Raw genomic sequence first — 25298 nt, 5'->3', positions numbered from 1 at the left:
TAGTGTCCGGCTTGCTGAGCAAGTGTTCAGAAAAAAAGCTTAATGTTTCCAGCTCGACGACGATAAGGCAGTGGAGAGGTCATAAGCGATGAGATTTCTAGCCATAATCCTGCTGACTCTTTGTATCTGCACCCCGGCTGCCGGGGCCGATCTGAAGGTGACCGAAATGGCGGTGACCACTCGGCTCATCGACGGAAGACCTGTCGACTCGGTGCATCGCATCTCATCCACTCCCGCCCGCGAGCTTTTCTGTTTTACGAGAATCTTCGGCGGATCAGCCGAAGAGCACACGGTCATCAAACATATCTGGTATAAAAACGAAAAGCCGGTGGCGGAATATGAACTTCCGGTGAAGGGAAAAAGGTGGCGCGCCTCCAGCTCGCACCCGGTCGGGAAGGGGTCGGCCGGCGAGTGGCGGGTGGATGCCGTGGATAGTGGCGGTAGTGTTCTCAAGAGTGTCAAGTTCAGGATGAACTGAGGTTCCAGCTGCGACACATTGTAAGGTATGGTAGTGGCACGATCTTCTGTAGTCTTTATTCTTATCATAGTTCTCTTCTCTAGGTTTTCCTGGGCATCTTCCTACGACCCGCACCGCAGCGAAAAACTTGATCTCGTTATGAACGAGGCGATCCTTCGGGGGCTCATCGCCGGCGGGGTCGTCATCGTCGGCAGCCATCGCGAGATTCACCTCGAGCGCGCCTACGGCAGGACATCCTCCGCGGTGGACGCCCGGCCGATGGAGGTTGATGAGATATTCGATCTGGCTTCCCTGACCAAAGTAGTTGCAACTACCCCCTCAATACTAAAGCTGGCGGAAGAGGGCAGGCTTAGTCTGGTAGACCCGGTTACCATGTGGTTTCCGGAATTTGCGGGGAGAGGCAAGGATGACCTGCTCGTCATGCATCTGCTCACCCACACGTCCGGGCTCGACGATTTTTCCCTATCGCCTGTCGACCCATTGCAGCATGCAGTAGAGGGGGCGGCGGGACAGAAGCTGAAGGGAGAGGTAGGCAGCCGTTTCAGGTACGCCGACATCAACTTCATCCTGCTTGGCGAGATGGTGCACCGAGCGACAGGTCTTTCGCTGGATCAGTATGCCCATCAACAGATCTTCATCCCCACCGGTATGAAGGATACTTCCTTCAAGCCCGATGATTCCCGACTTACCCGCTGCTCCGCGACGCTCACCTCAAGCAACGTCCTTCTCGTAGGGCAGGTTCAGGACGACAATGCACGGCAGCTCGGGGGGGTGGCCGGACATGCGGGCCTCTTCGGCACCGCACAGGACCTAGCTCGATTTTCCCAGATGCTTCTCGACGAAGGGGAGCACGCCGGTCGGCAGATCCTGTCGAATCGCGCAGTGCGACAGATGACGGCTCCCTACTTTTCCCGGGGCGGGAACGTCATTCGTGGTCTCGGTTGGGACATTGCCTCTCCCTATTCATCCCCCAAAGGCACGGGCTTCTCCGAGGGGTCCTTTGGTCATACCGGATATTCCGGTGGGTCGCTCTGGATAGATCCGGATGCAGATCTCTTCGTCGTGCTGCTGACCTCCCGCCTAGATTACCGGAACACCCGAGAATTCAATGCACTGCGGAAGCGGGTTTCCTCCCTTGCTGCCGAGTTGTACGGGCCTTTTCCCTGGACTCAGGAGCTGACTTCAAGTCCCCTGTGATGGCAGGCTAAATGCTTGACACTCCAGGTACCCTATGTTAGTTTTCCTGCCGAAATGACGCGTTCTGCGGCCTGCACATCTGCATCTTCGCAGCATCCGCTTCCCTGCTTCCGACGGAGGAGAATCGATGGGCTATAAACTGCTCCTCGCTGATGACAGCATCACTATCCAGAAGGTGGTAAGCATCATCTTTGCGGGTGAAGACTGCGAACTTACCATCGTGGGCGACGGAATTGCCGCGGTGGAGAAGGCCGTCGAAATCCTTCCCGACATAATGCTTCTCGACGCCCTGATGCCAGGGATGTCCGGATACGAGGTATGCGAGGCGGTGAGGCGGGATCATCGGCTGCGTGGGACGCCCATCCTCCTGCTTACAGGAGCCTTCGAGCCCTTCGACCCGGAAAAGGCCAGTATTTCAGGCGCCGACGATTTTATTTCGAAGCCGTTCGAATCCCAGGGCCTTATCGACAAGGTGCGCTCGCTTATCGAACTCGGCAGGGAACGAAAGTCTTCTGCACGCGAGATGGCGGTGGAACCTGGAATTGCTCCCAATACCCTCTCTGGTGCTGCACCGGCCGGCGATTTTGCAGGCACTGCCGAAGTCGTCCCTCTAGAGGATGACCCATGGGGGATGATAGACCTTGCCAGCATAGGGGCTGATCAGTCAAAGGAGCATGAGGAGCAACCTGCTGCAGGGCCGGTCGAAGAGACTATCGAATTTACAGGAGCCCCGGTTTCTTGGGATGCCTTTTCAGACGACCAGTCGGCTCATTCAGGAGCAGATGCACCGCTCGCGGAGGAACCTCCTTTCGACCCATTTGCGCTATCGACAGGGGATGAAGATGCGTCCGCCGCACCGCCGGTGCCGGGTTTTGAAACCGATACGGAGGGGCAACCCTTTTTCCCCGCAGGTGTCGCGCCCGAGCCTGCTCCATCCCCTGCGGGAGCAGAGGAATATTTTTTCGCGGAATCAGTTTCCCCCGCTGGGGAAGTCGAAACAGCTTCTCGCGTATCTCCCGGGGCTACCCCCTCCAAGGCTCTCCCCGAGTTGAGCGAGGAGCAACTGACAGCAATTGTTTCACGCATATCTCGCGAGGTGATCGAACGGGTCGTATGGGAAGTGGTTCCGGATCTGGCTGAAACCCTTATAAAGGAAGAGATACGGAAGATAAAGGAAGGGATCTGACGGCCCCAGGGTCATCAGAAGCATGAAGCCGGAGGGGATTTCACGATCCCCTTTTTATTTTAGAAAGATTCGAATCCGCCACAAATACGCGGAGACACAGAGCCTTTTGAGACGCGGAGGGTTTCGGTATCCACCAGATATCTTCCAGGTTCTCACTTTTTTGCAGGAATCAATCTCCGTGCCTCTGAGTCTCTGTGGCAAGCTTTGGTAATTTAAGTAACGAGGTAGCGACATGACCGAGAAAGAACTGGCGAAGGTTTACGAACCACAGGCAGTGGAAGGAAAATGGTACCGTGAGTGGGAGGAGAATGGTTACTTCCATGCAGAGGCCGTTTCCAACCGTTCCCCATACAGCATCGTCATCCCTCCTCCTAACGTAACTGGTGCGCTCCATATGGGGCACGCCCTCAACAATACCCTCCAGGACATCCTTTGCCGCTGGAAGCGTATGAGCGGCTGCAATGTTCTCTGGATGCCGGGCACCGATCATGCGGGCATCGCCACGCAAAACGTGGTGGAGCGGCAACTGGCGGCGGAAGGAAAAAGCCGCCACGAACTGGGGCGTGAAGCCTTTATCGAACGCGTCTGGAAATGGAAGGGGGAGTCCGGCGGGCAGATCATCGGCCAGTTGAAACGGCTCGGAGCGTCCTGCGACTGGGAGCGTGAGCGTTTTACCATGGACGAAGGCCTGTCACGTGCGGTGCGCGAGGTATTCGTCTCCCTCTATGAAGAAGGATTGATCTACCGCGACAACCGGCTCATAAACTGGTGCCCCCGCTGTCACACTGCGCTTTCCGACATCGAGGTGGAGCACGAAGAGAAGGGAGGCCACCTGTGGCACCTCCGCTATCCGGTAGAGGGTAGCGACCGTTTCCTTGTCGTCGCCACCACTCGGCCCGAAACGATGCTCGGTGATACCGCCGTAGCCGTAAATCCGGCTGACGAGCGGTACCGTGACCTTATCGGGAAAACGGTGCTACTTCCCCTCGTCAACCGGCGCATTCCCATCATCGCCGACGATTACGTGGACATGGATTTCGGGACAGGAGTGGTCAAGATCACCCCTGCACACGATTTCAACGATTTCGAGGTGGGAAAACGGCACAACCTTGAGCGGATCAACGTCTTCGACGAATCGGGAGTCGTCAACGAGAACGGAGGCGCCTACCGTGGACTCGACAGGTTCGAGGCCAGGAAGAAGGTGCTCCAGGACCTGGAAGCGCAGGGGCTCCTGGACGGGATAAAGGACCACGCTCTGTCTGTAGGTGGGTGCTACCGTTGCAAGACAGTAGTCGAGCCGTATATGTCTCTTCAGTGGTACGTAAAGGTCGCACCCCTGGCGGAGCCCGCTCTGGCGGCGGTGAAGGAGGGACGGACCCGCATCATCCCACAGCAGTGGGAGAACACCTACTTCGACTGGCTCGAAAACATCAGGGACTGGTGCATTTCCCGCCAGATCTGGTGGGGGCACCGCATACCTGCATGGTACTGCGGCGAGTGCGGCGGCATTACCGTATCACGCACCGACCCTGCATCCTGTTCCCACTGCGGCAGCGGCGCACTCACTCAGGAAACCGACGTTCTCGACACCTGGTTTTCCTCGGCGCTCTGGCCCTTCTCCACAATGGGGTGGCCGGAGAAAACGCCGGAGCTGGGTACCTTCTACCCCACGTCTTGCCTCGTCACCGGCTTCGACATCCTCTTCTTCTGGGTTGCGCGAATGATGATGATGGGGATTCACTTCATGGGGGAGGTGCCGTTCCGGGAGGTTTACATCCATGCCCTTGTCCGTGACGCCCAGGGGCAGAAAATGAGCAAGTCGAAGGGGAACGTCATCGACCCCCTCACGATCATCGACGCTTACGGCACCGACGCATTCCGCTTCACCCTGGCCGCCTTCGCTGCGCAAGGGCGCGATATCAAGCTGGCGGAGGAGCGGATTGCCGGGTACCGGAACTTCGTGAACAAGTTATGGAATGCCGCACGCTTTACGTTGATGAACCTGGAGGGCTTCGATCCCGGCTCCATGTCGTACGGCGACCTCAGACTTGCCGACGCCGACAAATGGATCCTCAACGCTCTCAACGATACCGCCGGCCGGGTCAATGCCGCTCTTGCAGACTACCGCTACAACGAGGCGGCCATGGACCTCTACCACTTTACGTGGAGCCAGTTCTGCGACTGGTATGTGGAGCTTTCCAAAAAAGATCTCTATGGCGACGACCCGGAGCGGAAACGCACGGTTCAGTATGTCCTCTGGTACACCCTGGAGCATCTGCTGCGCCTGCTTCATCCCTTCATTCCCTTCATCACCGAAGAGATCTGGCAGGCCCTGCCGGGTGAAAAAGCTGCACCGAGCATCATGCTGGCCGATTACCCTCAAGCGTGCAGCTCCCGCGAACACCCTGAGGCTGCTGCGGAAATTGAAAAGATGATGGCCGTCGTCAGCGGCATTCGAAATATCAGGGGTGAAATGGAGGTTCCTCCCAGCAAGGAGATTTCAGTGCTCCTTAGCTGCAGTTCTTCCTCCTCGTTGGCGATGCTGCGGGGGAACGAGGCTTACATCAAGAGCCTGGGCAGGGTGTCCGAACTCGTTATCGGAGCTGATCTCGAAAAGCCCGCCGACGCTGCTCTGCAGGTGGCGGGGGACGTGGAGATCGTGGTTCCTCTAAGGGGGCTGGTAGATGTGGAGGAGGAAGAGAAGCGGCTTCTGAAGGAGATCGGGAAGATCGAGAAGGACCTGGAATTCCTTGCGAAGAAGCTTGAGAACCCGAGTTTCGTCGAGCGGGCGCCTGCGGATGTGGTAGCCAAGGAGCGGGAGAAGGTGGCCGAATTTTCCGGCAAGAAAAGGCTTCTGGAAGATAGCCTGGAGAAGATACGTCGCCTTAAATAATGCTCGGGTGCACTCCATCGCTTAAGGTCCGGGCCGAGTAACCGACAAAGATACAACACAGACCTGGATGGGGCCCATGTCGCAGTCATTCCTCCTTTACCTATTTGTCTTCCTGTTCGGCGCAGCAGTCGGATCGTTTCTCAATGTCTGCATATGGCGATTGCCGCGGGGGGAATCGGTCGTATTTCCCCCGTCCCACTGCCCCGCATGTGGAACCTCCATCAGGTGGCATGACAACATACCGTTGATAGGTTACCTGCTGCTTCGCGGCAGGTGCCGCTCCTGCGGCGGCCGCATATCACTGCAGTACCCTCTCGTAGAGCTGCTGAACGGCCTGCTCACCTTATTCCTTTTTCTCAAGTTCGGGCCTTCTCTCACCTTTCTAGTGCTGTCTCTGCTTCTTTGGGCTCTCGTGGCGATTACCTTCATCGACCTGGAGCATCAGATAATCCCCGACGTCATAAGCCTGCCGGGCATCATCGCCGGTTTTGCTGCTTCCTTCGCGATTCTCGATCCTCTACACCCATCGCAAACCGTAGGCTGGCTGAACTCCCTCATCGGTATCGTTGCCGGTGGAGGGAGCCTCCTGCTGGTTGCCACTGCGTATCATTTTTTAACTAAGAAAGAGGGTATGGGGGGGGGTGACATCAAGCTTCTCGCCATGATGGGAGCTTTTCTCGGCTGGCGCGCCGTTCCCTTCATACTTTTTACCAGCTCCCTTCTCGGTTCGATAATCGGCATCGCCCTGATGGTGACAAACAAGAAGGACTCAAAACTTGCAATTCCCTTCGGGCCATTTCTCTCAATGGCGGCGGTTATATACATCTTCTGGGGCAGGCAGCTCATCACCTGGTACCTTTCCCTCGGGTTCCGCTAGGGGAGCTCTTCACGAGACGTGCATGGAGCTGCAAAGATGAAAGCTTTCCGTTTCAGTCTCGGGTTTGCATTTCTTGCCTCCCTCCTATTTCTGCTTTTTCTCACCTGGCTGCTTCTCAGCCTCATATCTTACAAGACGGCCGAGAACGACCTGCTGGGGGAGAAGCGCCAGGAAGCGCGACTGCTCCTGGGGAGCCTGCTCACAGTTATCCCGCGTAATGTTGCCGATGCAGCACATGATGCGACCTTTGCTCGTTTCACCGAAAGATTGATGCAGGACGGCGATGTCTCGTCAGTGGTTTTGGTTGATGCAGTTGGAGCAGGCATATTCGCTCGACCTTCCACCGAGAATGCGGACCAGCGCCTGCGGGAGACTGTGCGGATGGGGGAAGAGTCGCTGCTCTTCTCATCCGACGGGAAATTTCTGATTGCCTATGCTCCGATCAAGGAAGAGGAAAGGGTGGCCGGAGCGGCCCGGCTTTCCCTTACACTTGCCCGGCAACGTGCCCGGCTGGATGATTCCCGAAACCTGTTTCTCGCGTATTTTCTTCTCGATTCACTCCTTCTGGTGGGTATCGGGTATTTCATGCTCAGGAGAACAGTTTCCATTCCCCTTGACAGGCTGCTTTCCGCTACGCAACGGGTGACGGCGGGGGACTATGAGCAAAGGGTGCATGTCCCCGGTCCTGCCGAGGTCGCAGAACTCGCCGCATCCTTTAACGTAATGGTGTCCGCTCTCCAGGCGAAACGTCAGGAGGTGGATGACCATGTGCGGTCTCTGGAGAATGCCAACTCTGAGCTTAAGGCCGCCCGGGAAGAGGCAGTCCGGTCGGAAAAGATGGCGTCGGTGGGGCTGCTTGCCGCAGGAACGGCCCACGAAATCGGTACGCCACTCGCTGCCATTATCGGTTTTGCAGGCATCCTGCGGGACGAGGTGTGCGATGACCCCCGCAGACTGGATTTTATGTGCCGTATCGAAGATGAGGCTTTCCGTATAGACCGTATCGTGCGTGGCCTTCTTGACTACGCCCGCCCCTCCACCGCTGCGCTGGAGATGGTGAGGGTGAACGTGGTGGTCTCCTCGGCTATCGATCTGCTTGCAGCGCAGGGGGTCCTGAAGGGGCTCCGGCTGACACTCGGTTTGGAGGACGAGCTGCCTCCGATCGCGGTGGACCGTCATGAACTTCAGCAGGTGCTTGTCAATCTGTTGCTGAATGCCCGTGATGCCGTGCCGGCAGGGGGAGAAGTCCGGGTGGAAACCCGCCAAGCGGACCCCAATGAATTTCCCGGATATCAGGCGCCTGCTCCACCTGTACGTGTCATGGGAAGACGCCGCGAGGATTTTCATGGCGCATTCTGCGCGGACTATCCTCGTTCTGATACCGGTAGCTGGGTGATCATTGCCATAGCAGACAACGGAATAGGAATTCCTTCCGAAGACCTGGGCAGGATTTTCGATCCCTTTTTCACAACAAAGGAACCGGGAGAGGGGACGGGGCTCGGACTTTCCATCTGTGCTCGCATCATCGACTCGTTCGGGGGGAGGATAGTCGCACAGAGTGAGGAGGGGAGTGGGAGTACCTTCTTCATCCTGCTGCCTGTCCCGGCTTCCGGCAACGCGGGGAAGGAGAACGGATGAAGAGGCATCCAGAGGGTGGGCAGAGAATTCTCGTGGTGGATGATGAAGAGAACATGCGTCACATGTTGCAGGTTATGTTGCGTAAGCAGGGGTATTCGGTCGACGGAGCCCCTGATGGAGAAACCGCTCTTTCCATGGCTCTGGTCAAATCGTACGACTTCGTTCTATGCGATATCAGGATGCCAGGTATGGATGGTCTGGCTTTCCTGGGCAATGCCGCGGAGTCCGGAATATGCGCAACCATCATCATGATGTCGGCGTACGGCTCCATCGATACCGCCATCGAATGCATGAAAAATGGAGCGTACGATTATATCTCCAAGCCCTTCCGGCAGGACGAGGTAATGCTGGTACTGAAAAAAGCGGAAGAGCGTGAGCGCCTGAAGGCAGAGAACCTGCTGCTCAGGGAAGAAGTGAGGAAGGAATTTTCCTTCGCAGGACTCATCAGCAGAAGCGGAAAAATGAGGGAGATTTTCTCACTGGTGGGGAAGCTCTGCGATCTCAAAACCACAGTGCTGGTTCAGGGGGAATCCGGCACAGGGAAGGAGCTGGTGGCCAGAGCGATCCACTACAACGGCTGCCGTGCCTCTGCTCCATTTGTTGCAGTCAATTGTGGTGCAATTCCTGAGAACCTTCTGGAATCGGAGTTGTTCGGGCACGTGAAAGGAGCTTACACCGATGCAACAGAGGGGAAGAGGGGGCTCTTCGAGCAGGCCCACGGAGGCACTCTCTTCCTCGACGAGATCGGAGAGATGCCGCTGCCGCTTCAGGTGAAGCTTCTTCGCGTACTGCAGGAGGGGGAGGTCCGCCCTCTCGGCTCCGAATCTTCCCGCAGGATAGATGTGCGCGTCATTTCAGCGACGGCCCGGGACCTGGAGCAGGAGTCGGCTAACGGGCGGTTCAGGGAAGACCTGTTTTTCCGGCTCAATGTCTTTACCATCTCGCTGCCTCCCCTGCGCGAGCGTGTCGTGGACATTCCCCTGCTCTCGCGGCACTTCATCGAGAAATTCAGCCCCGACAGGAAGGTGCGCTGTTCTCCCGAGGTGATTTCGATTCTGATGGAATATGAATGGCCGGGAAATGTGAGAGAGCTTGAAAATTGCATCGAACGGAGTCTGATCCTGTGTGGGGGGGATGTGATAGAAAGGAGCATGCTTCCGGAGAAGCTGCAGCATGTATTATCTGCTCCTGCTCCTGATGGTTCATCCGGCTGTCTGTCGATAAAGCGTGCCGAGGAGCTTATGGAGCGGAGCCTTATAAAAAGGGCTTTAACAAGAACCGGCGGTAACCGGACTCACGCTGCCAAGCTCCTTGAAATCAGCCACCGTGCTCTTTTGTACAAGCTGAAGGAATACGGGCTGGAATGACTGGTATTTGCCTGTGGAACATTTGAATAAAATATTTTGTCCCTTTTAATAAATACGTATTTACCGCACAAAGATATTAATGTAGGATCTGCATGTCTCGTATTCGACACACACTGTCGGAGAAGCAGATATGCGCCTATCGTTCAAAAATCAGGGAGGATTAACCCTTTTCGAGCTGGTCATCGTGGCGGCAGTTATTTCAGTACTCGTCACAATTGCTGGATTGATATACAGGAATGCTGCTATAAAGAGCTCGGTGGAAAATCAGATCCGCGTGATGTATGCCGATCTCCTGGAAATCAGACAGAAGGCCCTTCTTGAAAAATCCCCCCGTGCAGTCAAGTTCGCGGAGCGAAAGATGTCGATCTATCCGGGAACGGATACGACGGTACTTCCCGTTCAGGTGCGTGATCTTGTCCATCCCGTCACGTGGAGCGGCGGTGGCCAATGCACCGTGGCCTACGACACGTGGGGGGTCTGTAACTCCCCTGTGACGGTGTGCGTGGATCAGGATTCCGCATCTGCGGGCGCAGACTCCATCGTAATCTCCAAGACTCGCGTCAGAATCGGCAAGCGAATGGCAGGCAAGAGCTGTAAGGCAGAATTTGTTTATCTCAAGTGATTCCCTCTCACCTATGCTCTAGGCAGCAGCCCCTTCTTCTGATATCTTTACCTCCATACCTGCATGCGCCCCTCACACTACCTCGAAGGAACCACTTATGCCGAAATTCTTTATTCTCCTTCTTGTGCTTTTTGTTCCCGTCATGGCATCTGCCGTCCCGCATGAACAGTGCGGCGACGGGAAGAAGGAGTGTGGTGCCTGCCACACCCTTTCTCTTCCGGAGGCGAACAGCATCCTCAAAGGGGTGGGTGAGGTTAAGGTTGTGAAGCCGGCTCCGATATCCGGACTCTTCGAGTTGACTCTGGAGAGCAAGGGACAGCAGGGGGTCGCATACTTGGACTTCAGCAAAAAGCACCTCATTGCGGGTCCGATATTTGACGTCACGACAAAAAACATAGTCGGCACCAAGCCCCAACCGGCAAAGCCGGCAACGGTCAACCCGTCAACCATTCCATTGACGGATTCGGTTCTGATGGGTAACCCCGAAGGCACGAAGAAGCTGTTCGTCTTCACGGACCCCGATTGCCCTTTCTGCGCAAAGCTCCATCGCGAGCTGGTCAAGCTAATGTACATGGGTCCTGATTTGGCGATATACATAAAGCTCTTTCCCCTCAAGATGCACCCTGAGGCATATGACAAGGCCCGAACGATCCTGTCCGGGGAGAATCCTCTCTATCTGCTCGATCAGGCCTTTTCCGGAGAAAAGCTTCCCGCGCCGAAGGGGAAGGAGGGGGCGGAGGCGGTGGACAGTACCATCAAATTTGCGGAATCCATCGGGGTCACCGCCACTCCTACACTAATTCTATCCGACGGGCGAATCATGCCTGGCTACAAGGAGGCGGCTGAGATCAAGAAGCTGCTGACAGTGTCGCCGCAGGAACAGGTAAAGTAGTCTCATGCCGTGCCGCCGGTTTTCTATCCTGATTGTGTGGTGACCTCACTCTTGCGGATACCTTAAGCTCTTCATTTCGAGAATATACCGCTTCATATCCAAGGGCTCGTGCCGATACTATGAAATTATTTCATGGTTTCCGCGAGCCCTTTTTCTGTTCCCCAAAAAGCATAGCGATCTTTAGGACTTATGAACTATGTTTCCGGCGGCACCAAAATTGAAAGCAACGATGCAAGGGGGTGCTCTTGCCGGGCATCCGCTACAAAGCTATTGGAGAAGCCAATGAAGTTCCGCGCGATGTTATATGCTCTCCTCCTTCTCGTTACACCGATAACTGCCAATGCTGAAGAGGATTTCCAGGGATATTTTGCCGGGATTAAGGGGGGCAGGTTTGCCATTGATATCCCCCGTTCCGGGACGCGTTCTTTTGCAATGGACGACAAAACGTTGGCCTTGAGTGAAGGAAGGCGGATTTCTCTTAAGAAGATCCCGCTTCATTCCATCGTTCGCGTTACAGAGCGGGGCGGAGTTGCAGAAGTTGTGTTGGTCGAGAGGATGCCGAGATGAAAAGACTGATGCTGACTTTTCTGACGATGCTGGTTTTATGCGTTGCAGCCGGTTTCGATGAAGCGTGGGGATGGGGAGAGCCGCAGGTTGTATCGACAACTCCCTCAAATGCTGCTGTCAATGTTAATGACGCTACAGAATCAATATACGTCTTCTTCAACGAATCCATGGACTCCGGCAGCTTTAAGGATCGAATCACCATAGACAACGGAGCAACCATCGCTCGATGGGGATACAGTGAGTATATGGTTCTGGGTGTGAGGGTATACCAGCTCAAAATCGATCTTGCCGCAAATTTAAATTACAGCACGAAATATACGGTAACACTGGCTAAACAAATTTCAGACGATGACAACAAACAGATGCTTGCGGCATATAAATTCGCATTCACCACGATGGCGAAACCCCTTACCGATGTTACTCCTCCCACAGTTGCCGCTACATCGCCCGTCAGCGGGGCCGTAGATGTAGGCGTTTCCGCCCCGATTGCCGTAACTTTCAGTGAGGTGATGGACCCGGCAACTATAACTACAAGCAATATAACGGTTAACAACGGGGTCACCGGGACAGTCAGCCTTGATGCCGGAGGGAGGGTGGCGACTTTCGTTCCCTCTTCCAATCTGCCGCAGTTTACCACCTTCACAGTTACCGTCTCGACAGGCGTAAGAGACACCGCCGGAAATTCGCTTGCGGCAAACTATGTATGGGACTTCAGGACGGTTAAAAGCGACGTTACTCCTCCGACGGTCACGGTTGTCACTCCCCTGAACGGAGCTACCGATGTTGCTGTGGGAACGGCGTTGGTCGCGACCTTCAGTGAAGCTCTGGACCCGGCTACAGTGACTACTTCCACTTTCACCGTAAATAACGGCGTTACCGGAAGCGTCACCTATGATGCTTCGTCCTTTGCCGCCAGGTTCACCCCATCGGCCCCTCTGGCATACGGGACGACGTACACGGCTACCATAACTACGGGAGTAACCGACCTTGCGGCCAATGCAATGGCCCAAGCCAAGACATGGACATTCACCACGGTTCGTGCACCGGCGCAATTCTCCTCCAATTACTACTGCCAGATACCTCCATTCGTTACCAACAGTTCAACCGCAGTGAAGCCCAATGTCCTTCTGCTGGTGGACAATTCGGGCAGCATGTATGAGTTTGCCTACAAGACTCCCGGTACCGGGAATAGTTCGTACGACAGGAGCTATAATCCTTCAACTAACTATTACGGCTACTTCGACTCGAACAAGATGTACGAGTACGTCACTTCTTCGGGTGGATTTTTCAGGGTGGACACTTCAAGGGCACAGGATAACGGCAGCTTCTGGTCTGGGAATTTCCTGAACTGGCTCACGATGCGCAGGATCGATATTGTGAGAAAGGTGCTCGTTGGAGGGAAGACGCAACCACGATCGGCAGGTACCGCCAACTATCTTTATGCGGCCAATTCCCCCGACAGGGACTACTACAAGAGTTACAACAACGTCAACTACCAGATCGAGGAAGGTACCTCGACAGAGGTCATAAACGACATTTCCAACGACAGAAGCTATAACGTCAAGATATACGTTGGAGATCAACCGCCTCAGGAAGGCCTTATACTGCGCTACGCCGACAAGCTCAACTTCGGCATCATGTTCTTCAATACCGGGCATCGCTACGAAGATCAGAGAAACAGCGTAAAGGATGGCGGCTACGTTGCTGTCGATATCGGAGCGACCGGTACGAACCTGCTCACTCAGATCGAAAATACAGACCCCAGCACCTGGACTCCGCTCGGTGAAGCGTTCTACGAAGCCACCCGCTATTTCCAGGCAACGACCAGTGCATACAACGGTGGAACATATTCGGGAAAGGACCCGATCCTGTACCCCTGCCAGAAGAACTTTGTGCTGATTCTCACGGATGGAGAAGCTACCAAGGATCGCAACATCCCCGGCGGCAACTGGAACGCAGACGGCAAGGTAACGGACGCAGCATTTGACGTGAGAACGTATATGGACAGCATTGCCACCCAGGAGGGGTATGCGAGTCAATGGAGCAGCAATGCCAATACCGATGGAGGCACCTATTACCTGGAAGGGGTGGCCTACTGGGCTCACAACACCGATTTGAGGAGCAGTACGCTCGGGAAGTCGGCCATTGCGGGTAAACAGAACCTGACCACCTATGCCGTATTTGCCTTCGATGACTCACCGGTTGGGCGAGACCTGTTGAAGAAAACTGCGAAGTATGGCGGGTTCGATGATTACGACAACACCGGCAAACCTGACCGTGCTTCCAAATGGGACAAGAACGGGGACGGAGTCCCGGATACCTTTTACGAAGCACAGAACGGCACTGCATTGGCCCAGCAGCTTGAAAGGGCGATTCTCGACATCCTGGCCAGAGTTTCTTCAGGCACGGCAGCATCTATCCTCAGCAACAGTGAGGGGAGTGGCGCCAATATCCTTCAGGCAGTGTTCTATCCGAGGAAGGCCTTTGAAGGCTCCGAGGTGAGCTGGATAGGGGAGATGCAGAACCTCTGGTACTACATCGACCCGCGACTCAATAACAGTACCGTCAGGGAAGACTCGGACGCTGACAAGGTCCTCGACCTGAGACAGGACAAGGTCGCCCGCTTCCGTTTCGAAAATGGTCAGACAGTGGTGGATCTTCTTACCGACACCGATGGTAACGGCTCCGGCGATGCCGCAAGCGAAACGGTCACCCCGGATGATGTAAAGAGTCTCTGGCGGGCGGGAAAGCTACTGCATCAACGTAATACGGCAAGAACGATATACACTCATACCAACGGCACTCTGTTGAATTTCACAAGTGCCGCTGCCTTCAACCCTGCCACAGCAGCCAATCAGTCCCTTTTGCAGGCGGCAAACGAGCTGGAAGCGACCAAGATCATAAACTATGCGAAAGGAGTCGACCAGACGGGTTATCGTAGCCGTACGGTTACATCAGGCGGCGTCACCGGGGTCTGGAAGCTCGGCGACATCATCTCTTCAACTCCACGCCTTCAGTCATTCAGCAGGCTCAATACCTATGACTCCCCCCCCAGTGCGGGGTACAGCGATTCTTCCTATAGATCGTTCGTCAACTCCAACCAATACCGTAACCGCGGGATGGTATATGTAGGGGCGAATGACGGGATGCTCCATGCATTCAAGCTGGGAAAGCTGGATGTGACTCCCCTGGGAGATCGAAAGGCACGACTCACGGAAGAGAACCTGGGCGAGGAGCAATGGGCATTCATCCCGAAAAATGCGCTTCCCTATCTGAAGTATCTGGCTGATCCTTCTTACAACCATCTCTATTACATTGACGGTCCAACTCTGCTCCTGGACGCCAGCATCGGGATACCTACCGGATGTGCAGGTGATTACTCCCTCTGCGACAAGAACATCTCAGCCGTGGATTCCAGCAACAATCTCGATCTGAACAAAACCTCATGGCGCTCTATTCTCATCGGAAGCATGGGGTTGGGAGGAGCTTCCCGGAAAACATGCGCTTCCGGTGCCAACTGCGTGCAGACTCCCATCGATGACCCAAGCGATCCGGCAAACAAAGCTGTGGGCTATTCATCCTATTTCGCCCTCGACATTACCGATCCTGCAAATCCTAGCCTGCTGTGGGAGTTCTCCCATGAAGATCTCGGATACGCCACAACCGGTCCTGCCATTATCCGGATCGGTGACAGGAACAAGAACGGGAAATGGTTTGCCGTGGTGGCTACGGGACCTACCGGCCCCATAAATACCGATACGCATCAGTTCCTGGCCAAATCGGACAAGCCCCTCAAGCTGTTTGTGCTCGACCTGAAAACTGGTGCTCTTCTACGCACTATCGATGCTACTGCTGCTCCGTACAGTTTCAGTGACCTTTCGACGGCTTTCGCCGGCTCCCTGCTCGGAGCGCAGACCGATGCCGATCGATGGAACATTTACTCCAACGGGCACTACAAGGACGATGCTCTATATTTCGGTTATGTGAAGCCGGATGCGGGGAACTGGACCCAGGGTGGAGTTATGCGGCTGCTGACAAAGGAAAATACCGACCCGGCGCAATGGAGCATTAGCAAGGTTATTGACAATACCGGGCCGGTTACGACGGCCGTCGCACGACTAACCGACCGGAAAAGCCACAACTTCTGGCTCTACTTCGGGAGTGGCAGATACTACTTCAACGGAGACGACGAAGGGAGCAGGCGGTCCATCTACGGCGTGAAAGAGCCATGTTATGTAAACACCGCGGAGGACAGGCTAAATCCCACCTGCTCTGCAGCTGCGCTCGCTCGCGAAAACCTTACCGACCAGACCTCAGATGCAGCTACGGATGCGCTGGATGCCGCCCGGAACAACGGCTGGTTCATCGATCTCGATGCAGTGGATGCCACAAACAAGGCTGAACGGGTTGTCACAGATCCCGTTGCGTTGACCAACGGCTCTGTCTTTTTCACGTCGTACAAGCCGACAGCGGACCCGTGCGGATTCGGGGGAAGCTCCCTTGTCTGGGCGACCAAATACAATACCGGCGCGGCTGTTCCTTCTAGAGCCATGGTCGGGAAGATCGTGCTGCAATTGTCCACCGGCAGTTTCGAGCAGGTGGATATCAAGAGCGCTTTCACCGCAAGGGCCGGCCGGAGAACAGCTGTTCCCCTCCCGGGCAAACCACCGGGAGATCCGCCGCCTGTCGTTACCAATGCCAATAACAAGCCGGTCAAGAAGATACTTCACATACAGGAAAGGTGAGGATGGGTACGAGAGGATTCAGTCTCGTTGAATTGGTCGTCACGATGGCTATAGCTGCGATTCTGGTCTCCATCGGAGTTATGCAATTTAACGAGATGAGCCGTAAATCCGCCATCGAAGAGCAGGTGAAGAAAATCCATGTGGACCTGGCTGAGTTGCGACAGAAGGCACTTTACGAAAAAACAGAGCGCGCTGCAAAGATCACTGCCACTGAGTTTGCCACCTATCCCGGCGATGACATCACTGCTGTACCCGTCATCCAGCGTCGGCTCGTCTACCCGATGGCGTGGAGCACGGCAGACAATCCGCTGGTGCTGAGCTTCGACACCTTCGGGATGTCGGGCACCAGCGAGTCCGGAGCCATTTTTGTCTGCATAGAGCCCACTAAGGCGAATTCGGCTGCAGTCGACAGCCTCATCGTATCACCCACTCGTGTCGATCTCGGGAAAAGAGTCTCCGGAGGAAGTTGTGTTGAAAGCTCGATTACTCTCCAGTAACGGATTTACCCTCATAGAGATGGTTGTTGCCATGGTAATCCTCATCGTGGGGCTCCTCGGGCTTCTTCAGGCTGTGAACGTGGCAATGGAGCACAACCTCAGGGGAGGGCTGCGGGATCGTGCCGTCGCGGTAGGCGAACAGCAGATGCACAATCTGATGAAGCTGAAGCACTTCGATCCCATTCCTCAAACCTTCGCGCAATTCACTACTGTCTCGGTAAAGGTGGGTGCGGGGAGCAGGAACTTTCGCATAGAGCGCACACGGCAGGCCCTGACGAGCAGGGTGCCTGAGGATTCGTACAGGCTTCGCGTCAATGTACGCTGGGCGTTCAAGAATATGACCACGAATCATGAGGTCGTCGCCGTAGTATCTCGGTAGCCGCCCAGGGGAGCATATGCGAACAGCTTCGCTTTTGAAGAGCAGAGATGGATTCAGCCTGACCGAACTCGTGATCGTCATGGGGATCTTCGTTATCATCCTTGCGCTTGCAGGTGTTTCATTCGACAGGATTATCAGCAGGTCTCTGCACGAGTCAAAAAGCGCGGAGTCGGAGATCGAGGGGATAGTGGGTCTTGAGATGCTGCGTAGAGACCTTGCTCAAGCGGGGTATGGCCTACCGTGGGACGTGACTGGAGTGACCTACGCCGAAATTATCCTCGCCACCGGTAATCCCGCTCCGGGTGTGGATTCCAAGGTGTACAACGACGCACCCGGATCTCCTCCCCGCGCCGTCACCAGCGGAGACAACGCTGGGTTCAACGGGTCGGATTACCTGGTCGTGAAATCTACGATGACAGGGCTGAATGACACCGCTAAGAAATGGTACATGGCTACCTTTACGAAATACACGTCGAATTCGATGGTTGCGAAGGAGCGGCTCATAGTTCTCAGGAACAGCTATGCAAATGGGATTCTGTCAAACAAGGTCCTCCTTAATTCCTCCGGATTCACCGTCAGCTATTCCCCTAATCCTGCGGATTTTCCCTCCGGTTTCCGTCCGCGGGAGATGCTGGAAACTCACATGGTATACGGTGTTTCTCCCAAAGACGGTGAGGAAGACACTCGGCCGTTGCGGATGCCCTTCAATCGTTCCGACTACTATATCAAACGCCCCGAAGACACCAAAAGCATGCCTGAAATGTGCGCCAAGCCATTGGATGCGTCCAATATCGCCGAAGGGGTCGGTATACTTTATCGCTCCATAGCGGGTCAAAAGCCGGCTTCCGCTGATCCGAGCGAGCCCGATCCCGGGGGTGGTTTTTCGGCTCCATACCCGCTTCTGGACTGCGTGGCAGACATGCAGGTTGTGCACTCTCTCGACACGGATGGTGACGGGGTGGTCAACCTTCACTCCGATACGCCTCCCACTGGTGCCGACAGGGCGGCGGCTATACGTGCTCAGGTACGCGAGGTGAGGGTTTACATCCTTGCGCAGGAAGGGCGGAAATCAAATACCTTCAGATATCCTGACGACAGGATCTGGGTAGGGGAAACCATTAACGGAGTCCCATTTGGCAGGAGCTTTGTTTTCGAGAACCAGAACATCAGGGACTGGGAGAAGTACCATTGGCGGGTATACACGCTTGTGGTGCCGTTGGGGAACCTTAATTGAGCGGGGGCGGGTGGTGGCATATGCGTACTCTCAGGAATGAAGACGGCATAGCGATGGTAACGGCACTCATGCTGACAATGCTTGCTCTTGCCATAACCATGTCGCTGCTCTACCTGGTTACCGTAAAGACGAGAATGTCCGGAGCTGAAAAACGCTATAAAAGCTCGTTCGAAGCTAGCTATGCGGCTGCTACGAACCTGTACCCCAAGGACATCCTGCCGACACTCGTAATGAATTTTGGGACGTACACTTCTGCGACTGCTGCAGTCACAAGGATTTCGAGCACATTCAGCAATATCGACCTTAACGTTACAGCTCCAAACCTGTGCCTCAAGCAGAAGGTAACCACGGACAGTGCGGGATGGACGGCCTGTAATGCTGCCAGCAGGGCGGGAGGGATCGACCCGAAACTGGCTCCCGACATGACCTTCAGGCTGAGAGGAGATACCACCGGATTCAACCTGTATGCAAAGATTGTCAACAACGTTCCGGGGATGTCCGACAGCAGCGGACTCGACCTCGAAGCTGGCGGAGGCGTGGCTTCCGTCAACAACAATCCCTCGGTAATGCAGCAGCCGACGCTCTATACATTTGAGGTTCAGGGTGAAAGGGAGGGCGCTTCAGCGGAAAAGGCCATATTTGAAGTCCTTTACGCTTACTAAGAAGAAATAAAGTTTTTTCTCCGGCATGCCGAAGAAGGGACAATAACAAAAGAATAGCGCCCCATCTGACAACGACCTTCCTATTCCGTGTAGTCAAGATTACATGCGCAACAGCTTCCCTCCGCAGTCACTGAAGCATAATTACATATAATTATGCAAAATTTGTTGACATTAAATTCAATTGTTATAAATTCATGCCGAAATACCAGATAAGAACATATTTCGTATGGTGGCGGCATGAAGACAAAAAATCATGTGAAGAAAATCAGGGTTGCGAACCTGATGAGCAAGGCGGAGTTGGCTCGGTTGGCGGGAGTGTCACCGATCACCATCGACAGGATCGAGCGCGGGGAAGAGTGCCGGATGGAAACGAAGCGTAAGATCATTCTCGCTTTGGGGTTCTCACTAGCGGAAAAAGACAAGGTCTTTCAGGACTAGCACCAGGACAGGGATACGTCATGTTTTTGTCGAAGAAAAAAGAGGTAATCGGGGTTGACGTAGGCTCGGGTTCGATAAAGGTAGTAGGCCTTAAAGAGCAGAAAGGCACCTACGCCCTTCAGAGCATCGGAATAATGCCCCTTCCCCCGGAGGCGATCGTTGACAACACCCTGATGGATACATCCGCTGTTGTCGAGGGAGTGCGCAATCTTCTCAAAAGTCTGGCAATAAAGAACAGCGATGTTGCCAGCTCTGTCTCTGGTAACTCCATCATCATCAGGAAAATCCAGATCCCGCTCATGACCCAGGAGGAACTGGATGACCAGATCCAGTGGGAGGCGGAACAGTATATTCCTTTCGACATAAACGATGTGCACATCGACTTCCAGATTTTAGGCTCCGACGAGACTGATCCTACTAAAATGTCGGTCCTGCTGGCTGCCAGCAAAAAAGACATCGTTAACGATTACATTTCTGTTTTCTCCGAAGCGGGACTTAAACTCGCCGTGATGGATGTCACCGCCTTTGCGCTTCAGAACGCATTTGAGCTGAACTACGATCCGGAGCCGGCAGAGGTATCGGCGCTGATAAATATCGGCGCCAGCATCATGAACATCAACATCGTCAAAGCAGGCTCATCGCTTTTCACTCGGGACGTGCAGCTGGGGGGAAACCTTTACACCGAGGAAATCCAGAAGCAACTGGCGGTGGATGCAGCCGAAGCTGAGCACATCAAGCTGTCCCATGAGACAGACAATGCAGGAAGGCTGGAAGCCATTTTTAGCAGGATAAATGATACCGTTGCCATGGAAGTGCGGAGGGCCCTCGATTTTTATAATTCCGCTGCACCCGATGGAAAGATCGACAAGGTTTTCCTGAGCGGCGGATGTGCAAAGACGCCGTCGCTCGTCGATGTCATAGGGGAACGCCTCGGGCTTCCGGTGGAGATCATCAATCCTTTTCAGAAGATCATCTGTAACGACAAGGAGTTCGACCCCGATTATCTTCAGGAGATGGGTCCTGTCGTTACCGTTGCCGTCGGATTGGCATTGAGGAGGTTCGGGGACAAATGATTAAAATCAACCTTCTCCCGGTACGTGCCGTAAAAAAGAAAGAGATCATGCAGCAGCAGATCCTGATAGCTGCTGTTTCCGTACTGTCCATGCTTCTAGTATTGGTGACGGTCTACTCGGTCACTCTCCTCAAAATTTCAACTGCCAAGCAGGAAATTTCAGCCGCCGAGCAGGAAATCGAACTGCTCAAGAAAAAGATCGGTGAGATAGACAATCTGAAGAAACTGCAAGCAGAGGTGAAGAAGAAGCTTGGCGTGCTCGATCAGCTGCGCAAACAGAAAACCGGCCCTGCCAGCCGGCTCGCCAAACTCAGTGGAGCGGTTCCGGAGCAGCTTTGGTTAACCAGGTATGCGGAAAGCGGTGCGGACGTCTCCATATCGGGTGTTGCAATGAACGAGGACCTTATCGCCAACTTCATGCGCAACCTCCAGAGCTCCGACGAGTTTACCAATGTGGAACTCATGGTGTCGGAGCAGACGGATGCAGGTGGACAGAAGATGAAGAGGTTCGATATGACCTGTGCCATCAAGAGCCTTAAACAATGAAGAATCAGTGGCTTTTTCGAATAAGCAGTAACTGAGGACGGTATGGATCCGAGACTAGACAAAATCCTGAAGCTCCCCAACAGGCAAAAATTAGGCCTTCTGGTCGCTGTTCTTATCCTTGAGGCGGGTGTGTTCTTTCTCGCACTCCAGCAGCCCAAAATGAAGGAGCTGAAGGAGTTGCAAGGCCGGCGCGACGAGCTTCAGAGCAAGGTTGAGGAGAATCGTCGGATTGCCAATAACTTACCGAAGTTCCGGGATGATTACGCAAAGTTGGAGAAGGAGCTGGAGAGGGCTCTCACTGAGCTCCCCAACCAGAAGGAAATCCCGGGACTGCTCACGAGCATCTCCTCCGTCGGAAAAAATGCGGGCCTCGACTTTCTTCTGTTCCGGCCGAAGCCGGAGGAGCCCAAGGATTTTTATTCAGCAGTTCCCGTCGACATCTCGGTTTCAGGTTCTTTTTATGAAGTGGCCAACTTTTTTGTAGCAGTGGGAGATCTTCCGCGGATTGTCAACATCAGTAACGTGCAGTTCGGTGATATCAAGAACGAAAGGGGAAGAACAACAGTCAAAGTCAACTGTCTCGCCACAACCTTTCGTTTTCTCGACAAGAAAGAGATCAAGGATGAGAAAAAATAAAGATGCAATCGTGGTCCTGCTTCTTCTTGCCCTTCTGTTGTGGGGCTGCAAGAAAGAGGAGCAGGTCCAGACATCCCCTCCGCCGAAGCCGGAACAGGTTGCCAAGCAGCAGCCGGTCCAGAAACAGACTTCTTCGGCAATGGTGCAGCAAAATCCGCAGCAGTTTGATTTCAGCAAGGCGAAAGATCCGTTCAAACCGTTCATAGCACAGCCGCCGAAGCCTGCGCCTGCAACCGACCATTCCCGGAGTGGAAGTGGCCTTCCCATGGAGAGCTTTGAGCTGAGCAGGTTCCGGGTAGCCGGCATTGTCATCGGTCACAAGCAGAGTTCCGCCCTCATCATCGACCCGAATGGAAAGGGATATGTGGTGAAGCCGGGAATGAGCATCGGCACCAGCAATGGTCGCATAACCAGGATTTCCGCGGCTGCGGTCGAAGTGGAAGAAAAATACGTGGCCGATAACGGTCGCGCCAGGAAGCGCACGGTAGTGCTTTCCCTGCCCCAGAAAAAGTAAGGAGGCTTCAATGGTATTCGGCTCAGGAAGGCTTCTAGGCATAGCTTTTGGCTCCATTCTCCTGGCGGGGGTGATGGGCTGCGCTCATAAGCCTCTTGCCGGTGGCGATGCTTCCGACGGCACGCTCCCCTCGGTTGTGCTCCGCGAGGTCAAGGTTTCCGCTGACGGGTTGCTGGTGGATATTTACGCCGACAGGCCTCTTACCTACACGTCATACAAAATCTCATCTCCTCCGAAAACCGTCATAGATCTCGCACAGACTGAACCAGGGGATATCACTGCCCCGATTGAGGTGAACAGGGGGAACATCCGCCAGATACTGGTAACCAAGCACGGGTACGGCAGCGGGTTTCTCAGCCGTGTGGAGATAATGCAGGAGCGGGACGAGGATGCGGTTGTCACGCCGCTGGGGGAGAGGGACAGGCTGCAGGTAAAGTATTCTGATCCATCTGCCGATGCGGCGGAGGCAAAGTATTCGGCACCGGCTGCTGTACCTTCTCCGGAGATAAAGGCTGATGCTTCTGCGGACCCCGTGCAGACTCCTTCATCGGCTGAAGTTACACCCCAGGCACAGAAAGAGCCAAGTGCCGGAGAAGACGCTGGGGCTAAGGGGACGGGAATTGCGCTGCAGAAAGAGACCGGTTCAGTGGTCGCTCCCCCCCCTGTAGCCCAACCCCCTGTAGCCGTACCCTCTGAGGCACCTGCTACGGAGACGGACAAGCCCGGCGAAAAACCGTCGGCTCAATCTCCTGAGTCTGCTGAAAAGCAGAAACCGGGCCTCCAGGGGAAAAATCTTTCTGCAGTGAGAAAAGTCCGCGACGGTATCGAGATCGACCTCAGCGATGTGCCGGAGAAGGTTGCTACATTTCGTCTGGCCAAGCCTGACAGGATGGTGATTGACCTCTTTGGCATCACCAGAGCATCTGCTTCCCGGGTTGTCCCTATTAACAACTTCGGGGTAGCAAATGCGAGGATTGGCCTGACACCCGAGAAAGTACGGGTCGTTCTGGATGCTGCGGGCGAGCATCTGCCGCCGGGACAGGTTGTTACACGCCAGGGGGGGCTGAAAGTCGTGCTGGAACAGCTGCCCGAGAGGAAGCAAAGGGAGTCGGCGGTTGAAAAAACCGCTCCTGCACCGGTTCCTCCAGGGCAAGCTCGCCCGGCCGAGCCTGCCGTGCCCGTTGTCGAAAATGTGGAATTCAAGCAGGTAGATGGTTATTCCCGTGTCTCAATCGTCCTGGACGAGGCATGCAAGGTTGGAGAGCCGACGAAGAGCCCCCGGGGATGGCTGCTTACCATTGATAACTGTCAGGTGCCGAGGAAGCTGCAGAGGATGCTGGATGCCAGGTCGTTCGTGACGCCGGTGCTCTCCATAACTCCCTATCAGGTAACCAGCAAGGGCCGAAAGATGGCGAGGATTCTCGTCAAAATGCGCTCTGCCGCACCATTCACCATCAAGCAGGAGGGCCGCACTGTCAACTGGGACTTCAAGAACTCCGAAGCAGGAGAGCAGCCTTCATTCATGTCGGACGTTGTACGCGATCAATATGAAGCTTCGCCTGTCGCAGAGCAGCCGCAGTCGGTGACCGTGGCGGGGGATGGGAAAAGGTACACAGGCAGAAGGGTGTCCCTGGAATTTTCGGATGCCGACATTAGGAAGATATTCCAGCTTATCGCGGAGGTTAGTAACCTCAATTTCCTCATCTCGGACGATGTTACCGGAACCATAAGCCTCAGGCTTGTGAACGTTCCATGGGACCAGGCGCTCGATGTGATCCTTGAGTCGAAGGGCCTAGAGATGAAACGGGATGGCAACATCGTCCAGATCAAGCCGGCCGGTAAGTTCAAAAGCATGGAGCAGGGGGAGCAGGAGTCGAAGAGGGCACGCGAGCGGGCGATGGAACTGCAAACGGTAATTTTCGACATCAATTACGCTTCGGTCGGCGATGTAGTGGCACAGCTCAATAACCTTAAGACATCCCGCGAGGGAGTAAGTATTTCACAGGATGCACGCACCAATCGGGTGATAGTGACCGATATCGCTCCTGCCCTTGAAAAGATGAAATCCCTCCTGAAGAACATAGACATTCCGGAGAGGCAGGTGATGATAGAAGCCCGCATAGTTGAAGCTACCTCTACCTTTACCAGGGAGCTAGGAATACAGTGGGGGATTCACTATCGTGACGGCTCCGGCGCGTTTCTGGAGCAGCTCGATACCGGCTTCGGCGGGATCGTCATCCCTCCCCCATCAACGGGGACATCTGGCCCTGGCGCGGCGATCGGCATGTCCTTCGGCCGGCTGACGAGCAATGTTCAGCTTGACCTGCGTCTTTCGGCGGCAGCGACGAACGGACAGATCAAGATCATTTCCACTCCCAAAGTCGTAACGCTCAACAACAAAGCTGCAAAGATATCCCAGGGGCAATCTATCCCATACCAGACGGTGTCGGCCGAAGGGACCAAAACGGAGTTCGTTGAAGCGGCGCTGACACTGGAGGTTACGCCGCACATTACCGCCGACGGCAACATCGGGATGAAGATAAAGGCATCCAATAACTCCGCAGGCACTGGCTCTCCTCCACCGATCAACAAGAAGGAAGCAACGACAGAGCTCCAGATCAGAAACGGTGAGACTACTGTCATAGGCGGAATCTATGTTGACGGTGATACGGAGGAGGACAGAGGTGTGCCCTTCCTTCAGGACATACCTCTCTTCGGCTGGCTTTTCAAATCCAACACTAAGACGAAAACCAAGACGGAACTGCTTATATTCATCACCCCGAGGATCGTCGGATAGCGGGTCCGCGGGCTCAAGACAAATCGAGTTTGTTTGCGGAAATCGTTATAGTGTGCTAAAA

21 protein-coding genes are annotated in these 25298 nt (G+C 54.7%); all 21 read left to right on the top strand.

Features of this window, described 5'->3' with window-relative positions:
* The first annotated feature begins 88 nt into the window (after positions 1 to 88).
* The 21 genes from CFB04_RS08020 to pilQ all read left to right on the top strand — a co-directional run bounded on the left by CFB04_RS08020 (position 89) and on the right by pilQ (position 25237).
* On the top strand, positions 89 to 478 hold the full coding sequence (locus CFB04_RS08020) for a DUF2914 domain-containing protein (RefSeq protein ID WP_088534790.1): 390 nt from the start codon (positions 89 to 91) through the stop codon (positions 476 to 478).
* Between the two features lie 33 nt (positions 479 to 511).
* A complete protein-coding gene (locus CFB04_RS08015; protein ID WP_369833258.1) occupies positions 512 to 1675 on the top strand; it encodes a serine hydrolase domain-containing protein in 1164 nt (387 codons plus the stop codon).
* A gap of 127 nt (positions 1676 to 1802) precedes the next feature.
* Positions 1803 to 2861, top strand: a complete 1059-nt coding sequence (locus tag CFB04_RS18435; protein ID WP_088534788.1) for a response regulator — start codon at positions 1803 to 1805, stop codon at positions 2859 to 2861.
* 232 nt (positions 2862 to 3093) lie between these two features.
* Positions 3094 to 5754: a valine--tRNA ligase gene (locus tag CFB04_RS08005; RefSeq protein WP_088534787.1), complete on the top strand. Its 2661-nt coding sequence runs from the start codon at positions 3094 to 3096 to the stop codon at positions 5752 to 5754.
* A gap of 76 nt (positions 5755 to 5830) precedes the next feature.
* Complete coding sequence (locus CFB04_RS08000; protein ID WP_088534786.1) at positions 5831 to 6631, top strand: A24 family peptidase; 801 nt, start codon at positions 5831 to 5833, stop codon at positions 6629 to 6631.
* Between the two features lie 36 nt (positions 6632 to 6667).
* A complete protein-coding gene (locus CFB04_RS07995) occupies positions 6668 to 8269 on the top strand; it encodes a sensor histidine kinase (protein ID WP_088534785.1) in 1602 nt (533 codons plus the stop codon).
* Positions 8266 to 9636, top strand: a complete 1371-nt coding sequence (locus CFB04_RS07990; protein ID WP_088534784.1) for a sigma-54 dependent transcriptional regulator — start codon at positions 8266 to 8268, stop codon at positions 9634 to 9636. Before CFB04_RS07995 ends, CFB04_RS07990 begins: the two co-directional genes overlap by 4 nt.
* A 130-nt stretch (positions 9637 to 9766) precedes the next feature.
* Positions 9767 to 10258 carry a Tfp pilus assembly protein FimT/FimU gene (locus CFB04_RS07985; RefSeq protein WP_088534783.1) on the top strand — a complete coding sequence of 164 codons (492 nt, stop codon included), beginning with the start codon at positions 9767 to 9769 and terminating at the stop codon, positions 10256 to 10258.
* A gap of 97 nt (positions 10259 to 10355) precedes the next feature.
* Positions 10356 to 11150 carry a DsbC family protein gene (locus CFB04_RS07980; protein WP_088534782.1) on the top strand — a complete coding sequence of 265 codons (795 nt, stop codon included), beginning with the start codon at positions 10356 to 10358 and terminating at the stop codon, positions 11148 to 11150.
* Positions 11151 to 11432: 282 nt separating this feature from the next.
* Positions 11433 to 11717 carry a hypothetical protein gene (locus CFB04_RS07975; RefSeq protein ID WP_088534781.1) on the top strand — a complete coding sequence of 95 codons (285 nt, stop codon included), beginning with the start codon at positions 11433 to 11435 and terminating at the stop codon, positions 11715 to 11717.
* Positions 11714 to 16462 (top strand): Ig-like domain-containing protein, encoded by a 4749-nt coding sequence (locus CFB04_RS07970; RefSeq protein WP_088534780.1) that lies wholly within the window; start codon positions 11714 to 11716, stop codon positions 16460 to 16462. Before CFB04_RS07975 ends, CFB04_RS07970 begins: the two co-directional genes overlap by 4 nt.
* A 2-nt stretch (positions 16463 to 16464) precedes the next feature.
* The gene (locus tag CFB04_RS07965) at positions 16465 to 16959 is read left to right on the top strand and encodes a Tfp pilus assembly protein FimT/FimU (protein WP_088534779.1); all 495 of its coding nucleotides are present in this window, start codon (positions 16465 to 16467) and stop codon (positions 16957 to 16959) included.
* Positions 16934 to 17338, top strand: a complete 405-nt coding sequence (locus CFB04_RS07960; protein ID WP_231934443.1) for a prepilin-type N-terminal cleavage/methylation domain-containing protein — start codon at positions 16934 to 16936, stop codon at positions 17336 to 17338. The genes CFB04_RS07965 and CFB04_RS07960 overlap by 26 nt, the downstream gene beginning before the upstream one ends.
* A gap of 16 nt (positions 17339 to 17354) precedes the next feature.
* A complete protein-coding gene (locus CFB04_RS07955) occupies positions 17355 to 18572 on the top strand; it encodes a prepilin-type N-terminal cleavage/methylation domain-containing protein (protein ID WP_088534777.1) in 1218 nt (405 codons plus the stop codon).
* A 20-nt stretch (positions 18573 to 18592) separates the two neighbouring features.
* Positions 18593 to 19234 (top strand): pilus assembly protein PilX, encoded by a 642-nt coding sequence (locus CFB04_RS07950; protein ID WP_088534776.1) that lies wholly within the window; start codon positions 18593 to 18595, stop codon positions 19232 to 19234.
* A 237-nt stretch (positions 19235 to 19471) separates the two neighbouring features.
* Entirely contained in the window at positions 19472 to 19672 is a 201-nt protein-coding gene (locus CFB04_RS07945; RefSeq protein ID WP_088534775.1) for a helix-turn-helix transcriptional regulator, read from the top strand.
* Between the two features lie 20 nt (positions 19673 to 19692).
* Complete coding sequence (gene pilM, locus CFB04_RS07940; RefSeq protein WP_088534774.1) at positions 19693 to 20745, top strand: type IV pilus biogenesis protein PilM; 1053 nt, start codon at positions 19693 to 19695, stop codon at positions 20743 to 20745.
* Positions 20742 to 21290, top strand: coding sequence for a PilN domain-containing protein (locus tag CFB04_RS07935; RefSeq protein ID WP_088534773.1), 549 nt, complete (start codon positions 20742 to 20744; stop codon positions 21288 to 21290). Before pilM ends, CFB04_RS07935 begins: the two co-directional genes overlap by 4 nt.
* 42 nt (positions 21291 to 21332) lie before the next feature.
* Positions 21333 to 21926, top strand: a complete 594-nt coding sequence (locus CFB04_RS07930; RefSeq protein ID WP_088534772.1) for a type 4a pilus biogenesis protein PilO — start codon at positions 21333 to 21335, stop codon at positions 21924 to 21926.
* Positions 21913 to 22440, top strand: coding sequence for a pilus assembly protein PilP (locus tag CFB04_RS07925; protein WP_088534771.1), 528 nt, complete (start codon positions 21913 to 21915; stop codon positions 22438 to 22440). Before CFB04_RS07930 ends, CFB04_RS07925 begins: the two co-directional genes overlap by 14 nt.
* 10 nt (positions 22441 to 22450) lie before the next feature.
* Positions 22451 to 25237 (top strand): type IV pilus secretin family protein, encoded by a 2787-nt coding sequence (gene pilQ, locus CFB04_RS07920; RefSeq protein ID WP_231934442.1) that lies wholly within the window; start codon positions 22451 to 22453, stop codon positions 25235 to 25237.
* Positions 25238 to 25298: the final 61 nt, after the last annotated feature.

Origin of the sequence: Geobacter sp. DSM 9736, from assembly GCF_900187405.1 — a bacterium.
Classification (GTDB): Bacteria; Desulfobacterota; Desulfuromonadia; order Geobacterales; family Geobacteraceae; genus DSM-9736.
Note: the sequence above shows the minus strand (reverse complement) of the source record. Positions and strands in the feature narration are given on the sequence as shown.

Bases quoted from the DNA above. Each gene is read 5' to 3' on its own strand.
- CFB04_RS07950 (WP_088534776.1), top strand. From the start codon at position 18,593: ATGCGTACTCTCAGGAATGAAGACGGCATAGCGATGGTAACGGCACTC.
- CFB04_RS07930 (WP_088534772.1), top strand. From the start codon at position 21,333: ATGGATCCGAGACTAGACAAAATCCTGAAGCTCCCCAACAGGCAAAAA.
- pilM (WP_088534774.1), top strand. From the start codon at position 19,693: ATGTTTTTGTCGAAGAAAAAAGAGGTAATCGGGGTTGACGTAGGCTCG.
- CFB04_RS07985 (WP_088534783.1), top strand. From the start codon at position 9,767: ATGCGCCTATCGTTCAAAAATCAGGGAGGATTAACCCTTTTCGAGCTG.
- CFB04_RS07955 (WP_088534777.1), top strand. From the start codon at position 17,355: ATGCGAACAGCTTCGCTTTTGAAGAGCAGAGATGGATTCAGCCTGACC.
- CFB04_RS07965 (WP_088534779.1), top strand. From the start codon at position 16,465: ATGGGTACGAGAGGATTCAGTCTCGTTGAATTGGTCGTCACGATGGCT.
- CFB04_RS07935 (WP_088534773.1), top strand. From the start codon at position 20,742: ATGATTAAAATCAACCTTCTCCCGGTACGTGCCGTAAAAAAGAAAGAG.
- CFB04_RS07980 (WP_088534782.1), top strand. From the start codon at position 10,356: ATGCCGAAATTCTTTATTCTCCTTCTTGTGCTTTTTGTTCCCGTCATG.
- CFB04_RS07990 (WP_088534784.1), top strand. From the start codon at position 8,266: ATGAAGAGGCATCCAGAGGGTGGGCAGAGAATTCTCGTGGTGGATGAT.
- CFB04_RS07970 (WP_088534780.1), top strand. From the start codon at position 11,714: ATGAAAAGACTGATGCTGACTTTTCTGACGATGCTGGTTTTATGCGTT.
- CFB04_RS07975 (WP_088534781.1), top strand. From the start codon at position 11,433: ATGAAGTTCCGCGCGATGTTATATGCTCTCCTCCTTCTCGTTACACCG.
- CFB04_RS08020 (WP_088534790.1), top strand. From the start codon at position 89: ATGAGATTTCTAGCCATAATCCTGCTGACTCTTTGTATCTGCACCCCG.
- CFB04_RS08000 (WP_088534786.1), top strand. From the start codon at position 5,831: ATGTCGCAGTCATTCCTCCTTTACCTATTTGTCTTCCTGTTCGGCGCA.
- CFB04_RS07925 (WP_088534771.1), top strand. From the start codon at position 21,913: ATGAGAAAAAATAAAGATGCAATCGTGGTCCTGCTTCTTCTTGCCCTT.
- CFB04_RS18435 (WP_088534788.1), top strand. From the start codon at position 1,803: ATGGGCTATAAACTGCTCCTCGCTGATGACAGCATCACTATCCAGAAG.
- CFB04_RS07945 (WP_088534775.1), top strand. From the start codon at position 19,472: ATGAAGACAAAAAATCATGTGAAGAAAATCAGGGTTGCGAACCTGATG.
- pilQ (WP_231934442.1), top strand. From the start codon at position 22,451: ATGGTATTCGGCTCAGGAAGGCTTCTAGGCATAGCTTTTGGCTCCATT.
- CFB04_RS07995 (WP_088534785.1), top strand. From the start codon at position 6,668: ATGAAAGCTTTCCGTTTCAGTCTCGGGTTTGCATTTCTTGCCTCCCTC.
- CFB04_RS08005 (WP_088534787.1), top strand. From the start codon at position 3,094: ATGACCGAGAAAGAACTGGCGAAGGTTTACGAACCACAGGCAGTGGAA.